16 protein-coding genes are annotated in these 16,482 nt (G+C 70.6%); 3 read left to right on the forward strand and 13 right to left on the reverse strand.

The window, feature by feature from the left end:
• Window positions 1-10: 10 nt before the first annotated feature.
• The 7 genes from BT341_RS05740 to BT341_RS05770 are packed head-to-tail and all read right to left on the reverse strand — an operon-like array spanning window position 11 to window position 6,900.
• The gene (locus BT341_RS05740) at window positions 11-766 is read right to left on the reverse strand and encodes an SDR family NAD(P)-dependent oxidoreductase (protein ID WP_072475274.1); all 756 of its coding nucleotides are present in this window, start codon (window positions 764-766) and stop codon (window positions 11-13) included.
• Complete coding sequence (locus BT341_RS05745; RefSeq protein ID WP_072475275.1) at window positions 763-2,175, reverse strand: aldehyde dehydrogenase family protein; 1,413 nt, start codon at window positions 2,173-2,175, stop codon at window positions 763-765. Before BT341_RS05745 ends, BT341_RS05740 begins: the two co-directional genes overlap by 4 nt.
• The gene (locus tag BT341_RS05750) at window positions 2,168-2,938 is read right to left on the reverse strand and encodes an ABC transporter ATP-binding protein (protein WP_072475276.1); all 771 of its coding nucleotides are present in this window, start codon (window positions 2,936-2,938) and stop codon (window positions 2,168-2,170) included. The genes BT341_RS05745 and BT341_RS05750 overlap by 8 nt, the downstream gene beginning before the upstream one ends.
• Window positions 2,935-3,666, reverse strand: a complete 732-nt coding sequence (locus tag BT341_RS05755) for an ABC transporter ATP-binding protein (RefSeq protein ID WP_072475277.1) — start codon at window positions 3,664-3,666, stop codon at window positions 2,935-2,937. The genes BT341_RS05750 and BT341_RS05755 overlap by 4 nt, the downstream gene beginning before the upstream one ends.
• On the reverse strand, window positions 3,663-4,469 hold the full coding sequence (locus BT341_RS05760) for an ABC transporter permease (protein WP_072475278.1): 807 nt from the start codon (window positions 4,467-4,469) through the stop codon (window positions 3,663-3,665). The genes BT341_RS05755 and BT341_RS05760 overlap by 4 nt, the downstream gene beginning before the upstream one ends.
• A complete protein-coding gene (locus BT341_RS05765) occupies window positions 4,469-5,413 on the reverse strand; it encodes an ABC transporter permease (RefSeq protein ID WP_072475279.1) in 945 nt (314 codons plus the stop codon). Before BT341_RS05765 ends, BT341_RS05760 begins: the two co-directional genes overlap by 1 nt.
• A complete protein-coding gene (locus BT341_RS05770; protein WP_072475280.1) occupies window positions 5,410-6,900 on the reverse strand; it encodes an ABC transporter substrate-binding protein in 1,491 nt (496 codons plus the stop codon). The genes BT341_RS05765 and BT341_RS05770 overlap by 4 nt, the downstream gene beginning before the upstream one ends.
• A 66-nt stretch (window positions 6,901-6,966) precedes the next feature.
• On the opposite strand from BT341_RS05770, the gene BT341_RS05775 reads away from it, so the two are divergent.
• Together BT341_RS05775 and BT341_RS05780 are read left to right on the forward strand one after the other, a co-directional pair.
• Window positions 6,967-7,713, forward strand: coding sequence for a FadR/GntR family transcriptional regulator (locus BT341_RS05775; protein ID WP_072475281.1), 747 nt, complete (start codon window positions 6,967-6,969; stop codon window positions 7,711-7,713).
• 10 nt (window positions 7,714-7,723) lie between these two features.
• Window positions 7,724-8,764, forward strand: a complete 1,041-nt coding sequence (locus BT341_RS05780) for a patatin-like phospholipase family protein (RefSeq protein ID WP_072475282.1) — start codon at window positions 7,724-7,726, stop codon at window positions 8,762-8,764.
• Here BT341_RS05780 and BT341_RS05785 read toward each other — a convergent pair.
• The 6 genes from BT341_RS05785 to BT341_RS05810 all read right to left on the reverse strand — a co-directional run bounded on the left by BT341_RS05785 (window position 8,750) and on the right by BT341_RS05810 (window position 15,935).
• On the reverse strand, window positions 8,750-9,352 hold the full coding sequence (locus tag BT341_RS05785) for a class F sortase (RefSeq protein WP_072475283.1): 603 nt from the start codon (window positions 9,350-9,352) through the stop codon (window positions 8,750-8,752). The two genes, BT341_RS05780 and BT341_RS05785, sit on opposite strands and share 15 nt — an antisense overlap.
• Before the next feature lie 4 nt (window positions 9,353-9,356).
• Window positions 9,357-10,031 carry a hypothetical protein gene (locus BT341_RS05790; protein WP_072475284.1) on the reverse strand — a complete coding sequence of 225 codons (675 nt, stop codon included), beginning with the start codon at window positions 10,029-10,031 and terminating at the stop codon, window positions 9,357-9,359.
• A gap of 161 nt (window positions 10,032-10,192) precedes the next feature.
• Entirely contained in the window at window positions 10,193-10,771 is a 579-nt protein-coding gene (locus tag BT341_RS05795) for a class F sortase (protein ID WP_072475285.1), read from the reverse strand.
• Window positions 10,768-11,556, reverse strand: a complete 789-nt coding sequence (locus BT341_RS05800; protein ID WP_245804892.1) for a hypothetical protein — start codon at window positions 11,554-11,556, stop codon at window positions 10,768-10,770. The genes BT341_RS05795 and BT341_RS05800 overlap by 4 nt, the downstream gene beginning before the upstream one ends.
• A gap of 61 nt (window positions 11,557-11,617) precedes the next feature.
• Window positions 11,618-12,658, reverse strand: coding sequence for a trans-sulfuration enzyme family protein (locus BT341_RS05805; RefSeq protein WP_072475287.1), 1,041 nt, complete (start codon window positions 12,656-12,658; stop codon window positions 11,618-11,620).
• Between the two features lie 58 nt (window positions 12,659-12,716).
• Window positions 12,717-15,935 carry a penicillin acylase family protein gene (locus BT341_RS05810; RefSeq protein WP_177328747.1) on the reverse strand — a complete coding sequence of 1,073 codons (3,219 nt, stop codon included), beginning with the start codon at window positions 15,933-15,935 and terminating at the stop codon, window positions 12,717-12,719.
• Between the two features lie 140 nt (window positions 15,936-16,075).
• On the opposite strand from BT341_RS05810, the gene BT341_RS05815 reads away from it, so the two are divergent.
• Entirely contained in the window at window positions 16,076-16,450 is a 375-nt protein-coding gene (locus tag BT341_RS05815; RefSeq protein WP_072475288.1) for an FKBP-type peptidyl-prolyl cis-trans isomerase, read from the forward strand.
• Window positions 16,451-16,482: the final 32 nt, after the last annotated feature.

Here is a 16,482-nt window from a genome sequence, read left to right on the forward strand (position 1 = left end):
GCGACCTCCTTCACGAAGCAGGCGGTTCGAAGCGGCCGTCGACGGCGGTCCACCCGCCGTCCACCGCCAGCACAGAGCCGGTCACGAACGACGAAGCGTCCGAAGCGAGGTATACGACAGCGCCGGCGAGTTCCTCCGGACGCGCCCAGCGGCCCAATGCGCCCTTCGTCGCGTACGCGGCGTACCACTCCGGGTTCGCCTTGATCTGTGCGGTCAACGGCGTTTCGACGACGCCGGGCGCGATGGCGTTGACCCGCACACCGGACGGCCCGAACTCCGCCGCCGCCGTCCGGAACAGCTGGACGAGCCCGGCTTTCGTCGCCGCGTACGGGCCTTGGCCCGGCTCGACGGTCGTGCCGCGGATCGACGAGAACCCGATGATGCTGCCCCGCCCGCGGGCGGCCATGCGCGCGCCGAACGCCCGCACGACGTCGAAGGTCGCGCCCAGGTTGAGCGCGATGACGCGGTCGAACTCCTCGCGGGTGTAGTCGGTCAGCCGCTTGCGCACGTTCGTCGCCGCGGTGAGCACGACGACGTCGGCGTCACCCAGCTCGTCCGCGGCACGCTCGACGGCATCGGGCCGCAGGAGGTCGATCTCGTACGGCTCGCCCACGCCCGCTTCGCGCGCGGCTTCCAGGTCACGGTCCGCGCACACCACCGAAGCGCCGTGGGCCGCCAAGGCACGCGCGGCTTCGCGGCCGATGCCACCCGCGCCGAGGACGACGGCCCGGCGTCCGTCCAGGCGGAACAACGTCGAATAGTTCACGGGCGCAGCACCGCCATCCTCGTCACGGTCAGCTCTTCGACCGCGAAGCGCGGCCCTTCGCGGCCGATGCCGGAGTCCTTGACACCGCCGTACGGCATGGTGTCCGAGCGGAAGCCGGGCACCTCGTTGATCACGACACCGCCCACTTCGAGCTCGTCGAGCGCGCGGAACGCCGTGTCGAGGGACCGGGTGTAGACGCTGGCGTGTAGGCCGTAGCGGGACGCGTTCACGGCGGCGAACGCCTCGTCCACATCGGACACCGTGCGCAGGCAGACGACCGGGCCGAAGATCTCCTCGTCCCAGACCTCGACGCCGTCCGGGACGTCGAGCAGGACCGTCGGGCGCAGCACGGTGCCGTCGACACCACCGCCGACCCGGCGGGCGCCGGACTTCTCGATCCACGCGGCGACGCGATCGGTGGAAGCGGGGTCGATCAACGCCGACACCCGCGTCTTCTCGTCGCGTGGGTCGCCGACGACGACCTCGTCGAGCCGCGCCAGCAGCCGGTCGGTGAACTCCTCGGCGACCGACGAAACGACCAGGACCCGTTGCACCGAGATGCACGCCTGGCCGGACGCGTAGAAACCGCCGCGCAGCACGGCATCCACCGCGGCGTCCGGATCCGCATCGTCAGCGACGACCAAAGCGGCGTTCGAACCCAGCTCCAGCAACGTCTTCGTCGGGGCCGCGTCGCGGGCGATCCGGTGGCCGACCGCGGCCGAGCCGGTGAACGACACCGCGCCGATCCGGCGGTCGGTCGTCAGCGCCGCGCCCACGGCGGCGTCGCCGGTGACCAGCTGGACCATGGCGGGCACGGGCGCCACCGACCGCACCAGGTGCACGAGCCACAGCGTGGCCAGCGGCGTCTGCGGGGCCGGCTTGACGATCACCGGGCAGCCGGCGGCGATGGCCGGCGCGATCTTGTGCGACGCGAGCAGCAGCGGGTAGTTGAAGCCGGCGATGCCGACGACCACCCCGATCGGCTTGCGCTTCCAGAACCCGACCAGGCCATCGCCGGACGGCAGGAGGTCGAGCGGCACTGTCTCGCCGTGCAGCCGCGACACCTCTTCGGCCGCGGCCTCCCACGTGACGATGGTGCGCGCGACCTCGACCCGGCAGTCGACCAGCGGCTTGCCCGTCTCCAGCACGAGCAGGTTCTCGAACTCCGCCCGCCGTTCCCGCAACGCCGAAGCGACGTCGTTGAGCAGGGAACGCCGAGTCCGCGAAGGCAGCGAAGCCACTTCCCGCGCCACGGCGACAGCTTCGTCCACAGCGCGCGTAGCCAGTTCGGGCGTGCCGACCGGCGCGTGGCCGACCACGCTCCCGTCGTAGGGGAAAACGATTTCTTGCGTGTCCACAGCAGACACCCAGCCGGCGCCGACCGGCAGGCCGTCCGGATACTCAGCCATCGTCACCTCCGCTCAGCCGGGCCAGCTCCGCACGCAGGTTCGGCGCGGCCTGCAGCAGCTCCCGGGTGTACTCGTGCCGCGGCGCGTCGTAGACCTGCGCCACGTCGCCCAGCTCGACGATCTCGCCGCGGCGCATCACCGCGACCCGGTCGCAGACGTGCCGGACCACGCCGAGGTCGTGCGACACGAAGATCAGCGTCAGCGCGAACCGCGCCACCAGCGAGCCGAGCAGGTCGAGGATCTGGCCGCGCACGGAGACGTCGAGCGCGCTGACCGGTTCATCGGCGATGAGCACGCTCGGGTTCGGCGCCAGCGCGCGGGCGATCGAGATCCGCTGCCGCTGGCCGCCGGAGAACTGGTGCGGGTAGCGCTGGGCGGCGTCGGCGGGCAGGCCGACGGCGGCGAGCAGCTCGGCGACGCGCTCGGGGTCGCGCCGGCCCAGCGGCTCGGAAACGATGTCGCGCACGCGCATCCGCGGGTCGAGCGAGCCCATCGGATCCTGGAACACGATCTGCAGCTCGGAGCGGAGAAACCCCAGCTTCCGCTCGGGCAGCGTGTCGATCCGCCGTCCCTGGAACGAGATGGTGCCCGCGGTCGGCCGGTCGAGCGCGGCCAGCAGCCGGACCAGCGTCGACTTGCCGGAGCCCGACTCGCCGACGATGCCGAACCGCTGCCCCGCTTCGACGCCGAAGCTGACACCGCGCAGCGCGTGAACGTCGCGGCGGGCGTACCGGCGTTCGAGGTCGCGGACTTCGAGGATCATCGACGGGCCTCCAGGTCCGAAGCGTCGAGCAGCTTCCGCGTGTACTCGTGCTTCGGCGACGTCAGGACTTCGCGCGTCGAACCCGCTTCGACGATTTCGCCGTCGAGCATCACGAGTACCCGCTCGCACACCGACGCGACCACGGCGAGGTCGTGCGTGATGAACAGCAACGCGCTCTCGGCGGGCAACGACGTCTTGATGAGCGAAAGGATCTGGGCCTGCACGGTGACGTCGAGCGCGGTCGTCGGCTCGTCGCAGATGAGCAGCGACGGCTCGTTGGCCAGCGCCATCGCCAGGACCACCCGCTGCCGTTGCCCGCCGGACAGCTGGTGCGGGTACGCGCGGGCCGTGCCAGGCAGCCCGACGGCGTCGAGAAGATCCTCGGCGCGGTGGCGGCGGCCGTGGATGCGGCCCGGTTCGGTGACCTGGCGGCCGACGCGCATGGCCGGGTTCAGCGCGGTCATCGGCTCCTGGAAGACCATGGCCAGCTCGTCGCCGCGCAGCCGGGACAGGTCCTTTTCGGACATTCCCAGCAGCTCGCGGCCGTGCAGGCGGATCGAGCCGGACGCGCGCAGGTCCTCCGGCAGCAGGCCGATGACCGACAACGCCGTGAGCGACTTCCCGGACCCGGACTCGCCGATCAGGCCGACACGCTCGCCGGCCCCGATCTCGAAGGAGACGTCACGAACCAGGGAGCCCACGCTGAGGCCACGCACCGAGAGCGTCATACGCGGGCCGCCAATCGGGGGTCCAGCCGGTCGCGCAGGCCGTCGCCGAGGAGGTTGAAGCCGAGCACGGCGACGGCGATCGCGATGCCCGGCACGAGCGCCAGCCGCGGCTGCACGGTGAGCAGCTCCTGCGACTCCTGCAGCATGCGGCCCCACGACGGCGTCGGCGGCCGCGTCCCGAAGCCGAGGAACGACAACGCGGCTTCGGCCAGCACAGCGATCGCGAACGACACCGACGCCTGCACGATCAGCAGCCCCGAGATGTTCGGCAGCACGTGCCGCACCGCGATGTCCGGCCGCGACCGGCCGCCCGCCCGCGCGGCGAGCACGAACTCCGTGCTCATCACCTGCAGCGTGCCGGAGCGGGCGATCCGCGCGAACGAAGGGATCGTCGCGATGCCGATCGCGACCATCGCGGTCAGCGTGTCCGCGCCGAACACCGCGCCGAACATGATGGCCAGCAGCAGCGCCGGGAAGGCGAGCACGAGATCGTTGACGCGCATGACGAACTCGCCGAGCCAGCGCGGCGACATGCCCGCGAGGACGCCCAGCGGCGTCCCGATCACCGCGGCGATCCCGACCGCGACCACACCGACGTACAGCGTGGTCCGCGCGCCGACCATGATCTGGCTGAGCACGTCCCGGCCGAACTTGTCGGTGCCGAACCAGTGCGACGCGCCGAAGCCGAGCAGCCGGTGGGTCGCGTCGACCTTCACCGGGTCGAACGGCGTCCACAGGAACGACAGCAGCGCCGCCACCACGACCAGGCCGACGAGCACCCCGCCGACGACGAGATTGCGCATCACGAACCTCGCAATCGGGGATCGAGCACGGTGTAGAGGACGTCGACGACGAAGTTGACCAACAGCACGCCGACCACCAGCACGAGCACGATCCCCTGCACGGTCAGCAGATCACGCGCGGCGACGGCGTCCAGCAGCATCGAACCCAGCCCCGGCAGCACGAACACGCGCTCGACGACGACCGCGCCGATCAGCAGCGTCGCCAGCTGCAGCCCGAGCACGGTGACCACCGGCACCGACGCGTTGCGCAGGCCGTGGCGCACCAGCGCCTGCCCGGGCCGCAGGCCCTTCGACCGCGCGGTGCGCAGGTAGTCCTGGCCCAGCGTGTCGAGCACGGCCGACCGGACGTACCGCGTCAGCACCGCGCCCTGCACCAGCCCCAGCGACAACGCCGGCAGCACCAGGCCGCGGAGGAACTCGCCCGCGTCCTGGTCCGGCGGTGTCCAGCCGCCCGACGGCAGCCAGCGCAGCTGCACGGCGAAGATCTGCACGAGGATGATCCCGGCGAGGAACGCGGGGATCGCGACGCCGATCTGCGACAGCCCGGAAACGCTCGCGCCCGCCGTTTTCCGGTGCTTCACCGCGGCGAACGTCCCGGCCGGCACGGCGATCACCAGCGCCACCAGCATGCCCGCGCCGACCAGCCACAGCGTGACGCCGAGACGGTCGAGCAGCTGCGGGCCGATCGCGTCCCGCGTCACGTACGAGCGCCCGAAGTCGCCGCGCAGCACTCCGCCGATCCAGTCGAAGTACTGCGTGACGAGCGGGCGGTCGATGCCGAACTCCGCGCGCGTCTTCGCCAGCAGCTCCGGTGTCGCGTTGACGCCGAGCGCGACCTGAGCCGGATCGCCCGGCAGCACGGCCATGAACAGGAACACCACGATCGACGCGACCAGCACGCTGACCACGAAGATCGCCACCCGGCGCAGCACCTTGGCGGTCATCGCGGCGCCAGCCCGGTGAGGTCGAAGGACTCGCTCACCTGGTTCCGCACGAACCCGCCGACCTTCGTCTTCGCCACGATGACGTTCGGGAACAGGAACAGCCAGTCCGCGGCCGCGTCGGTGTTGATCTGCCGCGCCACCTGCTTCATGTCGGCGACCTGCTGCTCCGGCGTCCCGCTGTCGGCTTCCGCGAGCAGCTGCTGGACGCGCTTGCTGTCGTAACCCCAGTAGTACTTCGGCTTCCCGAACGTCGTGATGTCCCGCGCCTCGACGTGCTGGATGATCGACAGGTCGTAGTCGTGGTCGGTGAAGACCTGCTTGAGCCACACCGCGGGGAAGTCGAGCGGCTCGATCGTGGCCCGCACGCCGACGTCGGCGAGCTGCGACTGGACGACCTGCGCCGCCGACACCGCGTACGGCAGGTTCGGGATCCGCATCCGCAGGTTCAGGTTCGTCGCGCCGGCTTCGGTCAGCAGCGCTTTCGCACGCGCCGGGTCGAACGGGTAGACGTTCGACAGGTCCTCGTACCACGGATCGGTCGGCGGGACCATGCTGCCGATCAGCGTGCCGCGGCCCGCCCACGCCGTGTCCAGCAGTGCCTTCCGGTCGATCGCGTACGTCAGGGCCCGGCGCACGCGGACGTCGTTCAACGGCGGCCGCTGGTTGTTCATCGCCAGCGTGACCTCGCTGTTGGACGTCCCTTGGACGACCTGGAACCGGTCGTCGGCCTGGAACTGCGGGATCGAGTCGGGCGCGGTGATCGCCGAGATGACGTCGATCCCGTTGCTGTAGAGGGCGTTGTTCAGCGCGGTCGGGTCCTTGATGTACTTGAGGACCACCGTCGAGTACGCCGGTTTCCGGCCCCAGTACGCCGGGTTCGCCTTCAGCACCACGGAGTCGCCGCGCTTGCGCGCCGCCACCACGTACGGCCCGGTGCCGACCGGCTTGTTCGCCAGGTCGGCGACGCCGGTCGGGCTGAACATCGCACCGAGCCGGCTGGTCAGGCTGAACAGCCAGCCGTTGGACGGCTTCGAGAGCACGACCCGCGCGTGGTCCGGCGCCACGACGTCGACGTGGTCGACGACGTCCATCGTCGACTTGATCGAGATCGTCCAGTCGGTCTTCACGCGCAGGAGCGAAAACTTGACGTCCTCGGCGGTGAACGGCGCGCCGTTGCTGAACTTGACGCCCGGCTGGAGCTGGAAGTCGTAGGTGCGGCGGTCCGGGCTGATCGTCCACGACTTCGCCAGCAGCGGCACGATCCGGCCCTGCGAGTCGAGCTTCACCAGACCTTCGTAGACGTTGTAGAGCAGCGCCTGCGGGATGGCGGCGCCGTCGGTGCGGGTGAAGTCGAAGTTCGCCGGCTCGGCGGTGAACCCCACCGAAAGCGTGTCCGGACCGGCGGAAACGCTGGCGGACGACCCGGCCGAGCAGCCGGACACCGCGAGCAGCAGGGCCGCTGCGCACGCCGTGATCCGGGCTTTCATTCCGCCTCCAGGTCAGTACACTGGTCTGACCAGTAGCCTGACATTGCGGGGACGACGAGGTCAAGGATGCGGTTCGAACCGGTGGCTCCGGTCCGCGCGTACGAGCGGGTCGTCGAGCAGATCGAGCACGCCGTGATCAGCGGCGAGCTCAAGCCGGGCGAACGGCTGCCGAGCGAACGCGAGCTGATGACGCAGTTCGGCGTCGGCCGCTCGACGATCCGCGAAGCCCTGCGCGTGCTGCAGGCGGCCGAGATGATCCGCTCGCGCCCCGGTGACCCGCGCGGCCCCGAGGTACTCGCCGCCTCCCCCGCCGCGCTGGCCCGCTCGATGCACCGGCTCGCGCGCGCGGAGCACGTCGGGCTCGCGGAACTGCTGCAGTTCCGGATGATCCTCGACGGCTCGGCCCACCTGCTCGCGGCCGAGCTGCGCACCGACGACGACCTGACCGGCCTGGACGCGGCGCTGGAGTCGATGCGCGAAGGCGTTTCCCGCGGCTACGCCGAGTTCAGCCGCGCCGACGTCGCGTTCCACGAAGTGATCGCGCGCATCTCCCGCAATCCCCTGCTGGTGGTCAGCGAAGAAGTCGTGCGCGGGGTCGTGCTGGAGCTGATCGAGGACAAGCTGGAGCACGCCAGCAACCGGACGTCGCTGATGCGCACGTGGCTCGCGCACCACGCCGAAGTGCTCGACGCGATCCGCTCGGCCGACGGCGCCGGCGCGGCCCACCTGGCCAAGCAGGCGTTGTACGACAACTACGCCGAATACGTCCCCGCCGAGCAGCGGCCCCTCCTCGCACCGCTGCTGCGGCCCTAAACTCGGCCGGGTGGACGCGGCGAAACGGGACGGTGTCGGGCTCGCGCTCTCCGGTGGCGGCTACCGGGCCATGCTCTTCCACGCGGGCGCCCTGTGGCGGCTCAACGAACTCGGCTGGCTGCCGAAGCTGACCACCGTCTCGAGCGTCTCCGGCGGGTCGATCGCGGCCGGGGTGCTCGCGCACGCGTGGCACAAGCTGTACTTCGGCGAAGACGGTGTCGCCGAGAACTTCGGCAAGGAGGTCGTGCAGCCGATCCGGAAGCTGGCCCGCACGAACCTCGACGTCCCGGTGACGCTCAAGGCCATGTGCATCCCGTGGCGCAGCGCGGGTGAGGAGCTCGCCCGCCGCTACGCGAAACACCTCTTCGGCGACTGCCGTCTCGCGGACCTCGACCCGGCCGGACCCAACTTCGTGTTCACCGCGACCAGCCTGCAGGACGGCTCGCTGTGGTGGTTCTTCCGCCAGCCGGGCCCGCACGGGCAGGTCCCGCTGGCGACCGCGGTCGCCGCGTCGTCGGCCTTCCCGCCGATGCTCTCACCGGTCGTGATCCCCGACCCGCACCAGCCGGACCGCAAGATCGTGCTGAGCGACGCCGGCGTGTACGACAACCTGGGCCTCGACCCGATCGAAAACCAGCGCGCGACCGTCCTGGTCAGCGACGCCGGCAAGAAGATGAAGCACGAGGCGAACCCGAAGCGGAACTGGCCGATGCAGCTGCTGCGCGTGCTGACCGTGATGGACAACCAGGTCCGCGAGCTGCGCACCGGCTCGCTGCTGAAGAGCTTCGAGGACAAGACGTACGCCGGAACCTACTGGGCGACCTACAGCGACATCGCGAACTTCGAGCTGCCGGACGCCCTGCCCGCGCCCGTGGCGCACACCCGGCGGCTGGCCGAGACGAAGACCCGGCTGACCAGCATGTCCGAGAAGATCCAGGACCAGCTGATCAACTGGGGCTACGCCGTCTGCGACGCCGGCATGCGCCGCTGGGTGTGCCCGGAAACCACGGTGCGGCCCGGATTCCCGTACCCGGGCTCAGGCGTTGGCTAGGTTCGCGTACACGACGATGTTGTCCTTGTAGCTGTGCTCGGCGTGGTCGAACGCGCCACCGCAGGTGATCAGCCGCAGCTGCGGCTTGTCGGTGTTGCCGTAGACCGCGTCGCGCGGGAACGTGTCCTTGGGGACCTGTTCCACGTGGTCGACGACGAACTTCAGCTTCTTGCCGTCGCTGCGGTCGACGTCCACCTCGTCGCCCGGCACGAGATCCTTGAGCTTGAAGAAGATCCCGGGCTTCTTGTCGCCGTCGACGTGCCCGAGCACGATCGACGGACCGGTCTCGCCCGGCACCGGCGACATCTTGTACCAGGCCGCCTGCATCGGCGTGTGCACCGACGGGACCGAGATCCCACCGTCGGCCTTCGGCAGCACCGAGACCAGCGATGACTGCGCCCCGATCTTCGGGATGTTCAGCTGCGTCGGGCGCAGGCCGGCGAACGGCTTGGTCACCGGCGGCGGAGCCGGCGCGGACGAGGACGGGGCCGCCGCCTGCGGGGTGGAGCTCCCGCAGCCGGCCAGCGCGAAGGACAGCGCCAGGGCGGCCGCGAACACGCGGCCGCCGCGGCGGAACTGCTTGGTCATGCGGTCAGGACCGGGCCGTCGCGCCGCCACCGGTCTCGACACCGCCGGCCTTCGGGGTCACCTTGACCTGCGCGCCGACGGTGGCCGAGCCGCCGCCCGGCGCGACCGGCTTGGTGACCGGCTTGCCCTCGCAGGTCCAGGAGACCTCGGTGGCGTCGGACAGGTGCTTGCCCTCGTTCAGCTGGATGTCGAAGCCCCAGTACCGGCCGTCCGCGCCGTCCTGGTACGGGCCGCCGACCACGGAGAAGTCGTTGGAGACGACGTTCTTCGGCTCGCCCGCGGCACAGGCGATGGCCAGCAGGCCGGCGCCCTTTTCGAGCTCCCACGCGTACGCGACGTTGTCGAGGTAGTCGTCACCGTGCGGGAACGGGTCGGTCGGCTCGGTGGTGGGCTCGGTGGTCGATTCGGACGGCTTGGTCGGCTTGCCCGAGGTGGGCGTGCCGGTGCCGGTCGACGTCGGCGGCTGCTCCGACGTCGGCTGCTCCGAGGTGGGCTGCTCCGAGGACGGAGCCGAGGTGCTCGTGGGCGCCTCCGTCGTCGTCGGGGCCTCGGAGGTGGGCGCGGCCTCGGTGGTCGAGGTGGCCGGGGCCTCCTGCGCGAGCGCAGCGGGCGAGACGGTGAGCGTGAGCAGGGCCCCCGCGAGCACAGCGCCCGCGAGACGGCCCAGGGTCTTCTTCAAAATGACTCCCTGGGGAAGGAAACGCGCAATGACCCCCACTACGCGTGCCGCTCGTTGCCGAGAAAAGACACGATCGGGCGACTCGGACATCCTGCCCTATTACTGGTCTATACCGGAAACGAAAAAGAGGTGAAGAAAACCACTGCGGAAACCTGTAACGCTCAGGCCAGGTTCGCGTATACGACGATGTTGTCCTTGTAACTGTGCTCAGCGTGGTCGAAGGCGCCACCGCACGTGATCAGCCGCAGTTCGGGCTTGGTGCTGTTGCCGTAGACGGCATCGCGCGGGAACGTGTCCTTCGGGACCTGCGTGACGCGGTCGACGACGAATTTGAGCTGCCGCCCGTCGCTGCGGTCGATGTCCACTTCGTCGCCGGGCACGAGATCCTTCAGCTTGAAGAAGATTCCGGGCTGCTTGTCGCCGTCGACGTGCCCGAGCACGATCGCCGGGCCGACGTCACCGGGCACCGGCGAAAGTTTGTACCAGGCCGCCTGCATCGGCGTGTGCACCGAAGGAACGGAAATCGTGCCGTCCGGTTTGACCGCGACGGCCAGGAGGCTGGACTCCGCGCCGATCTTGGGGATTTTCACCGACGTCGGCCGGAGTCCCTTGAACGGCTTGGTGACCGGAACCGACGACGGGACGGACGCCGGCGCCGCGGCCTTCGGCGGCTCGCTGGTGCCGCACGCGGCCAGCGTCAGCACCAGGGCGAGCGCGGCGCCCACCCGGCGGACGGTCACCGGGCCGTGCCGCCGAAGCCCGTCTCGACCCCGCCCTTCGGCGCGACCTTGACCTGAGCCTTCGGAGCGGCGTTGCCGGGCGCCGTCGCGGTGGATGTAGCAGTGGTGGATGCGGCAGTGGTGGATGTGGCCGAGGTGGACGCGGCCGTGGTGACCGGCGCGGTGCTCGACGGAACGCTGCTGCTGGTGCTGGTGGTCGGCGTCGTGCTGCTCGCCGGCGGCTGCTCCTGCTCGAACTCGACGATCCCGTTGCCCTCGGCACCGTTGCAGGTCCAGCTGAACTTGGCGGTCGTGGTGCCGGCGGGCGCGTCGGCCACGCGCACGGAGTAGTTCCACAGCCGGCCGTCGGCGCCGTCCTGATCGGGCCCACCGGTGACGCTCAGGTACTGGGTCGCCACGTTGCCGGGCGCACCGGCCGCGCACGCGATGACCAGCACGCCTTCGCCGCCGAGGCCGACGAACCCGTGGCCGGTGTTGTCCTGGTAGTCGTCCTTCGGCGGCTCGGACGATTCCGGTGCCGAAGAGGTGGTCTTCGGGGTCGTGGTCTTGACCGCCGAGTGGGTCGGTTCCGCCGCGGTGGTCCCGGTGGTCGTGACCGAAGTGGACGGTGCCGTGGTCTCCGACGTGGTGGGCGTCGTGGTCGTCTCGGACGTCGTCGTGGTGGTCGTCGTGGTCGTCTCCGAAGTGCTCGGCTTCTCCTGCGCCAGCGCGGCCGGCGCGGCGGCGAAGGTGACCAGGGCAGCCGCGAAGGCGACTCCGGCGACACGGCTCAACGATCTGCCCACGATGACTCCCAACGGCGGTTGACCTGCGATGCCGCGACTATCGAGGAATCACTCGCCCGTGTTACTCCGGCAGCGCGGCCACCAGGTCGCGCCACAGGTCCTCCGGGTCTTCGAGGCCGACGCTGAAGCGGATCAGGCCCGGCGGGACCCGTTCCTCGCCGGCGAGCCAGGCCCGCCGTTCGACCAGGCTTTCGACGCCGCCGAGGCTCGTCGCCGGGCGGATCAGCCGGACCGCCGCGCAGAACCGGTCCGCCGTCTCGGCGTCGGCCAGCTCGAAGGAGACCATCATCCCGAAACCCGGGTAGCGCACCAGCCGGACGGCGGCGTGCCCGGCGAGCCGCTCGGCCAGCAGCGCGGCGGTGCGGGACTGCTCGGCGAGCCGCACCGGCATCGTCCGCAGCCCGCGCAGCGCGAGCCAGGCTTCGAGAGCGCCCGGCGTCGAGCCGACGCGGGTACGGGCGCCGCGCAGCTCGGCCGCGACCGCCGGGTCCTTGGCCACCGTGATGCCCAGCAGCAGGTCGCTGTGCCCGCCGATCAGCTTCGTCGCGCTGTGCACGACGACATCGGCGCCCAGGTCGAGGGGCCGCTGCTGCAACGGCGTCGCGAACGTGTTGTCGACGACGACCCGGCCGCGCGCGGCGGCGGCGATCGTCGCGATGTCCATCAGGTCGAGCGTCGGGTTGGTCGGCGACTCGAGCCAGACCAGGTCGGACGTCGCGGCCTCGGCCACCCAGGCCTCGGTGTCGGCCGGCTCCAGCTCGGTGACGGCGAGCTTGCCGAGCTTCTGCGCGTGGGCCAGCACCCCGCGCGTCACGGCGTAGCTGAAGGTCGGCACGACCACCCGCGACCCGACCGGCAGCAGGTCGAGCACGGCCGACAGCGTGGCGACGCCGGACGCGAACGCCGTCGCGTGCCCGCCTTCCAGTGCGCCGACGACCTCCTCGAGCGCGACCCACGTCGGCGTGCCGTCACTGCGCGCGTACGTGAAATCGCCACCGGCCTCGTAGGTGCTGGTGGCGACGAGCGGCGTGTTCAGCGGCTCGCCGGGCCCGTGCGGGCGGCCGGCGGCGATGGCCTTGGTGCGGGGCGTCCAGTCGTCCATCCGCCCACGGTAACGGGCGGCCGGGGCACCCACGCGTCCGCGAGTGCCCCGGCCGGGCTCAGTGCGCGTACACCTCGAACTCGTAAAGCGAGTAGCCGTACTTCGTGCCGCGCTGGACGCCCTGCATCTTCACGAAGCGGGCGGGCGTCGCGGCGAACGAGACGTTGTCCTGTCCGCCGTTGCCGTCGGTGACCACGGCCGCGTCCGTCCAGTGGACGGAGTCCGGCGAGAGCTGGATCTTGTAGCTCTTGCCGTACGCGGCTTCCCAGCTGAGGATCACCCGCGAGACCTGCTGCACCGAGCCGAGGTCGACGGTGATCGCCTGGTCGTCGCTCCAGTCGCTGGCCCAGCGGGTCGAGGCGTTCCCGTCGATCGCGTTCGACGCCGGCGAGTTGTAGAAGCCGGTTTCGGCACTGGTGGCGCTGACCGTCTTCCCCGCCGACAGGTTCGCGATGCTGTCACCGCGGTGCGCGGCGTACTCCACGACCTGCTGGAATGTGGGGCGGTTCTGCCAGCTGATCTTGTCCTGCGTGATGCCGCCGAGCGGGGTGTGCACGATCGTGTCGGCACACCACTGGTCACCGGCCGAGCAGGACGCGTCACCGGGGTAGACGGTGTTCGCGGCCTGGCCGGCGGCGGTGGTCAGCGAGTCGGCGAGCGCCTGGCGGCACGCGGTGACGTCACCGTTCCCGCAGAAGGTCTGCGCGAGCGGGCCGGCCACCGGCTGGCCGAGGACCTGCCGGATGTCCTTGCTGACGTACCCCCACCAGCCGAACTGGAACGACGAACCCTTGTGCGGCTGGCCAGTGTGCTGCCCGTTGCCGTTCTGCCAGCCGGACGGGCTTTCGTTGATGCCCAGCACGTTCGTCATCGCGTTGTACGCGTCGTCGCCCATGCCCGGCTTGAACTCGGCCTGGACGAGCAGCGGCCACCACGCGTCGAAGATGCGGATCGCGTCGGCGTCGGCGTAGGTCTTGCTGCCCGGCGACGTCTCCTTGCGCAGGTGGCCGTTCGCGAGCCACGTCTTGAGCTTCGCCTCGGCGTCCGCCGCCGCACCGGTCGCCGGCGCCTTGTCGAGCACCTGCAGCAGCAGCGGCAGCACGCGCTCGGCCCGCAGGTCGGCGAGCGCGGCGTCCTCCATCGCCTGGGTCAGGTTGACCCGGGTGACCTTGGTGCCGCTGCTGATCAGCTGCTTGACGCGCGAGTCGAGCAGGTCGACGCGGTGCACGGCGGACTTGTCCGCGCCCGCGGCCGCGTAGCCGTTGGCCTGCGCGTTGTTCCAGCTGACGTAGTAGTCCTGGTTGATCGACTGCGGGTGCTGCGACGCCGGCGTGTAGGTCGCCACGTTGCCCGCCGGGTTCCAGCCGACCCAGTCGTGGCCCTGGTCGCCCCAGACGGGCATGTTCGGGTCCACATCGGACTGCCGGGCCGGGTTCGCCCCGGAGTTGAAGTAGGCGATGTCCCTGGAGTCGGCGTAGAACCAGTTGAAGGTGTAGTTGATGTCCGCCGCGGCCTTCTGGAAGTCCTGTGCCGAGTGGACGAAGCCCGGGTCGTTCAGCTCCTGGAAGCCGATCAGCGAGTCGACCTCGTGGAAGTAGGTCGAGCGCAGCGCCGCGTACGCCACCGGCTTGCCGCCGACGGTCGCCCGGCTCTGCACCGGCCCGTACTTCGTCCGGTAGCTGCGCAGGGTGTACGAGCCCGCCGCGGTCCCGTCGGCCACGGTCGGCTTCCAGGCGTTCTTGACCTCCACGGTGTCCATCGGGACGCACTGGCCCTGGTAGGTGTAGTAGTTCGAGTCCTTCGTCGGCGCCTTGCCGCTCGGGTCGCACAGCTGCAGCGCGTAGGTGTCGATGATGTCCTGCGCCGACGTCGTCGCGCTCCACGAGTAGTCCTGGCCGCGGCCGAGCAGGACGTACATGCTCAGGCCCGCGAACGCCGCACCGCGCGCGCTGATGCCCGGGCCCTGCAGTTCCTGCAACAGCAGCAGCTGCGGGGCGAAGTAGCCGGTCTGCGGACCGAACACGGCGACCGGATGGCCGCTCGCCGTCTTCGCACCGGAGACGACCAGCGCGTTCGACATGCCGTGCTTCTCGCTCAGCATGTTCGCCGGCAGCACGCCGTTGTCGAACATGCCGCGGGCCGGGTCCAGCTCGGCGGGCGCGGCGACGTCCACAGTGGACGGCGTCGCGGTGGCGGCCGAGCCGGTCTTGTCGAACACCAGCTGCTGCGGCGTCACGGAGTTCTTGTCCGGCATGGCCCGGCCGACCGCGTTGGCCGGCGTCTTGCCGTACGGGAACGTCTGGCCGTCGTGCAGCGTCTTGACGGCTTCGGGGTCGTCTTCCGCACGCAGGCTCTGCCACACCTTCTCGCCCTGCACGACGCCGTACTTCTCCTGCAGCGCGAGCTTCGCGATGGCGTTCTGCACCTCCCCGCCGCCGCCCGCGCCGAACTCCGCGCCGACCAGGGAGGCGAGCGCGACGAGGTCGGTCAGCTTGAACGGGTCGATCGAGCCGGCGTTGGTGATGGAGTCGACGTGCCCGGTCAGCACGTACTCGCCGGGGAAGTAGCGGCCGTTGTAGGAGTCGCTGATGTACTTGTTGATGCCGTCGACGTAGGCCTGCGCGTCGGCCAGGCCCTGCGCGCCACGCGGACCGCTGGCGGCGACGTGGTCGATCTGCTGCTGCAGCTCCGCCTCGGTGTACGGCGCGTTCGCGAAGAACTGCTGCTCGAGTTCACGGTTGGCTTCGGCACCGCCCGCGAACGGCGTGACCTGGCCCCGTGCGGCGTGGCGCAGCACGTCCATCAGCCACAGCCGGTCCTGCGCGGCGGCGTACCCGGCGCCGAACTCGGTGCCGGCGCGGGTGGTCCCGGTGATGTGCGGGACGCCGAGGGCCTTGTCCCGCACGATCGTCACGTCCGAGCGCGGCTTGGTCGTGCTCGCGACCTGGTCGGCGGGCACGCCGAAGGACGAGTCGTTGAAGTACTGGCTGATCGTGCTCGTGCTCAGCGTCCGGTAGCCGTTGGCCAGCGACGAGTACTTCCCGAGCTGGTCGGCGGCGTGCTCGGGGCGCGTGCCGAGGAGCTTGTGCGCCAGGATCTCCGCGAGGGTGGCGTTGCCGTTCTCGCCGGGCGGCAGGATGTCGTTGCACTGCCCGCCGCAGTAGTCGTCGGGTGACAGGGCCGCCTGCGCGGCCGGCGCGGTGACGGCGACCTGGGTCAGCCCGGCCACGAGGGCCCCCAGTGCCGTGACGGTCAGGGCGCGGATGCCACGTCGCATACCGGGCTCCCCTCAGGTCAGAAGAGTGACGAAGCGCACGCTACCGAGCAGTAGGACAAGTGTGAAGAGTTTTCGCGTTTTTCCGCCCTTGGGCGTAGTCCGATCGGCGCAGCCTCGCGCGCGTGGGTACGGTGAGCGCCATGACCTTGGAAAAGCCCCAGATCGACCGCCCGGACGGACCACCTCCGGCCGACCTCGAGATCACCGACATCACGGTCGGTGACGGCGCGGAGGCCACCCCCGGCAAGGCCGTCACCGTGCACTACGTCGGCGTCTCGCACTCGACGGGCGAGGAGTTCGACGCCTCCTGGAACCGCGGTGAGCCGCTGCGCTTCGGGCTGGGCGCAGGCCAGGTCATCTCCGGCTGGGACCAGGGTGTCGCGGGCATGAAGATCGGCGGCCGCCGCAAGCTGGTCATCCCGCCGCACCTGGCCTACGGCGACCGCGGCGCGGGCGGCGTGATCAAGCCCGGCGAGACCCTCGTCTTCGTCGTCGACCTCGTCGGCGTGAACTAGTTCGTCCGCACGGCGTCACCCGGTGGGACACC

The sequence above is a fragment of the Amycolatopsis australiensis genome (genome assembly GCF_900119165.1).
Taxonomy (GTDB): domain Bacteria; phylum Actinomycetota; class Actinomycetes; order Mycobacteriales; family Pseudonocardiaceae; genus Amycolatopsis; species Amycolatopsis australiensis.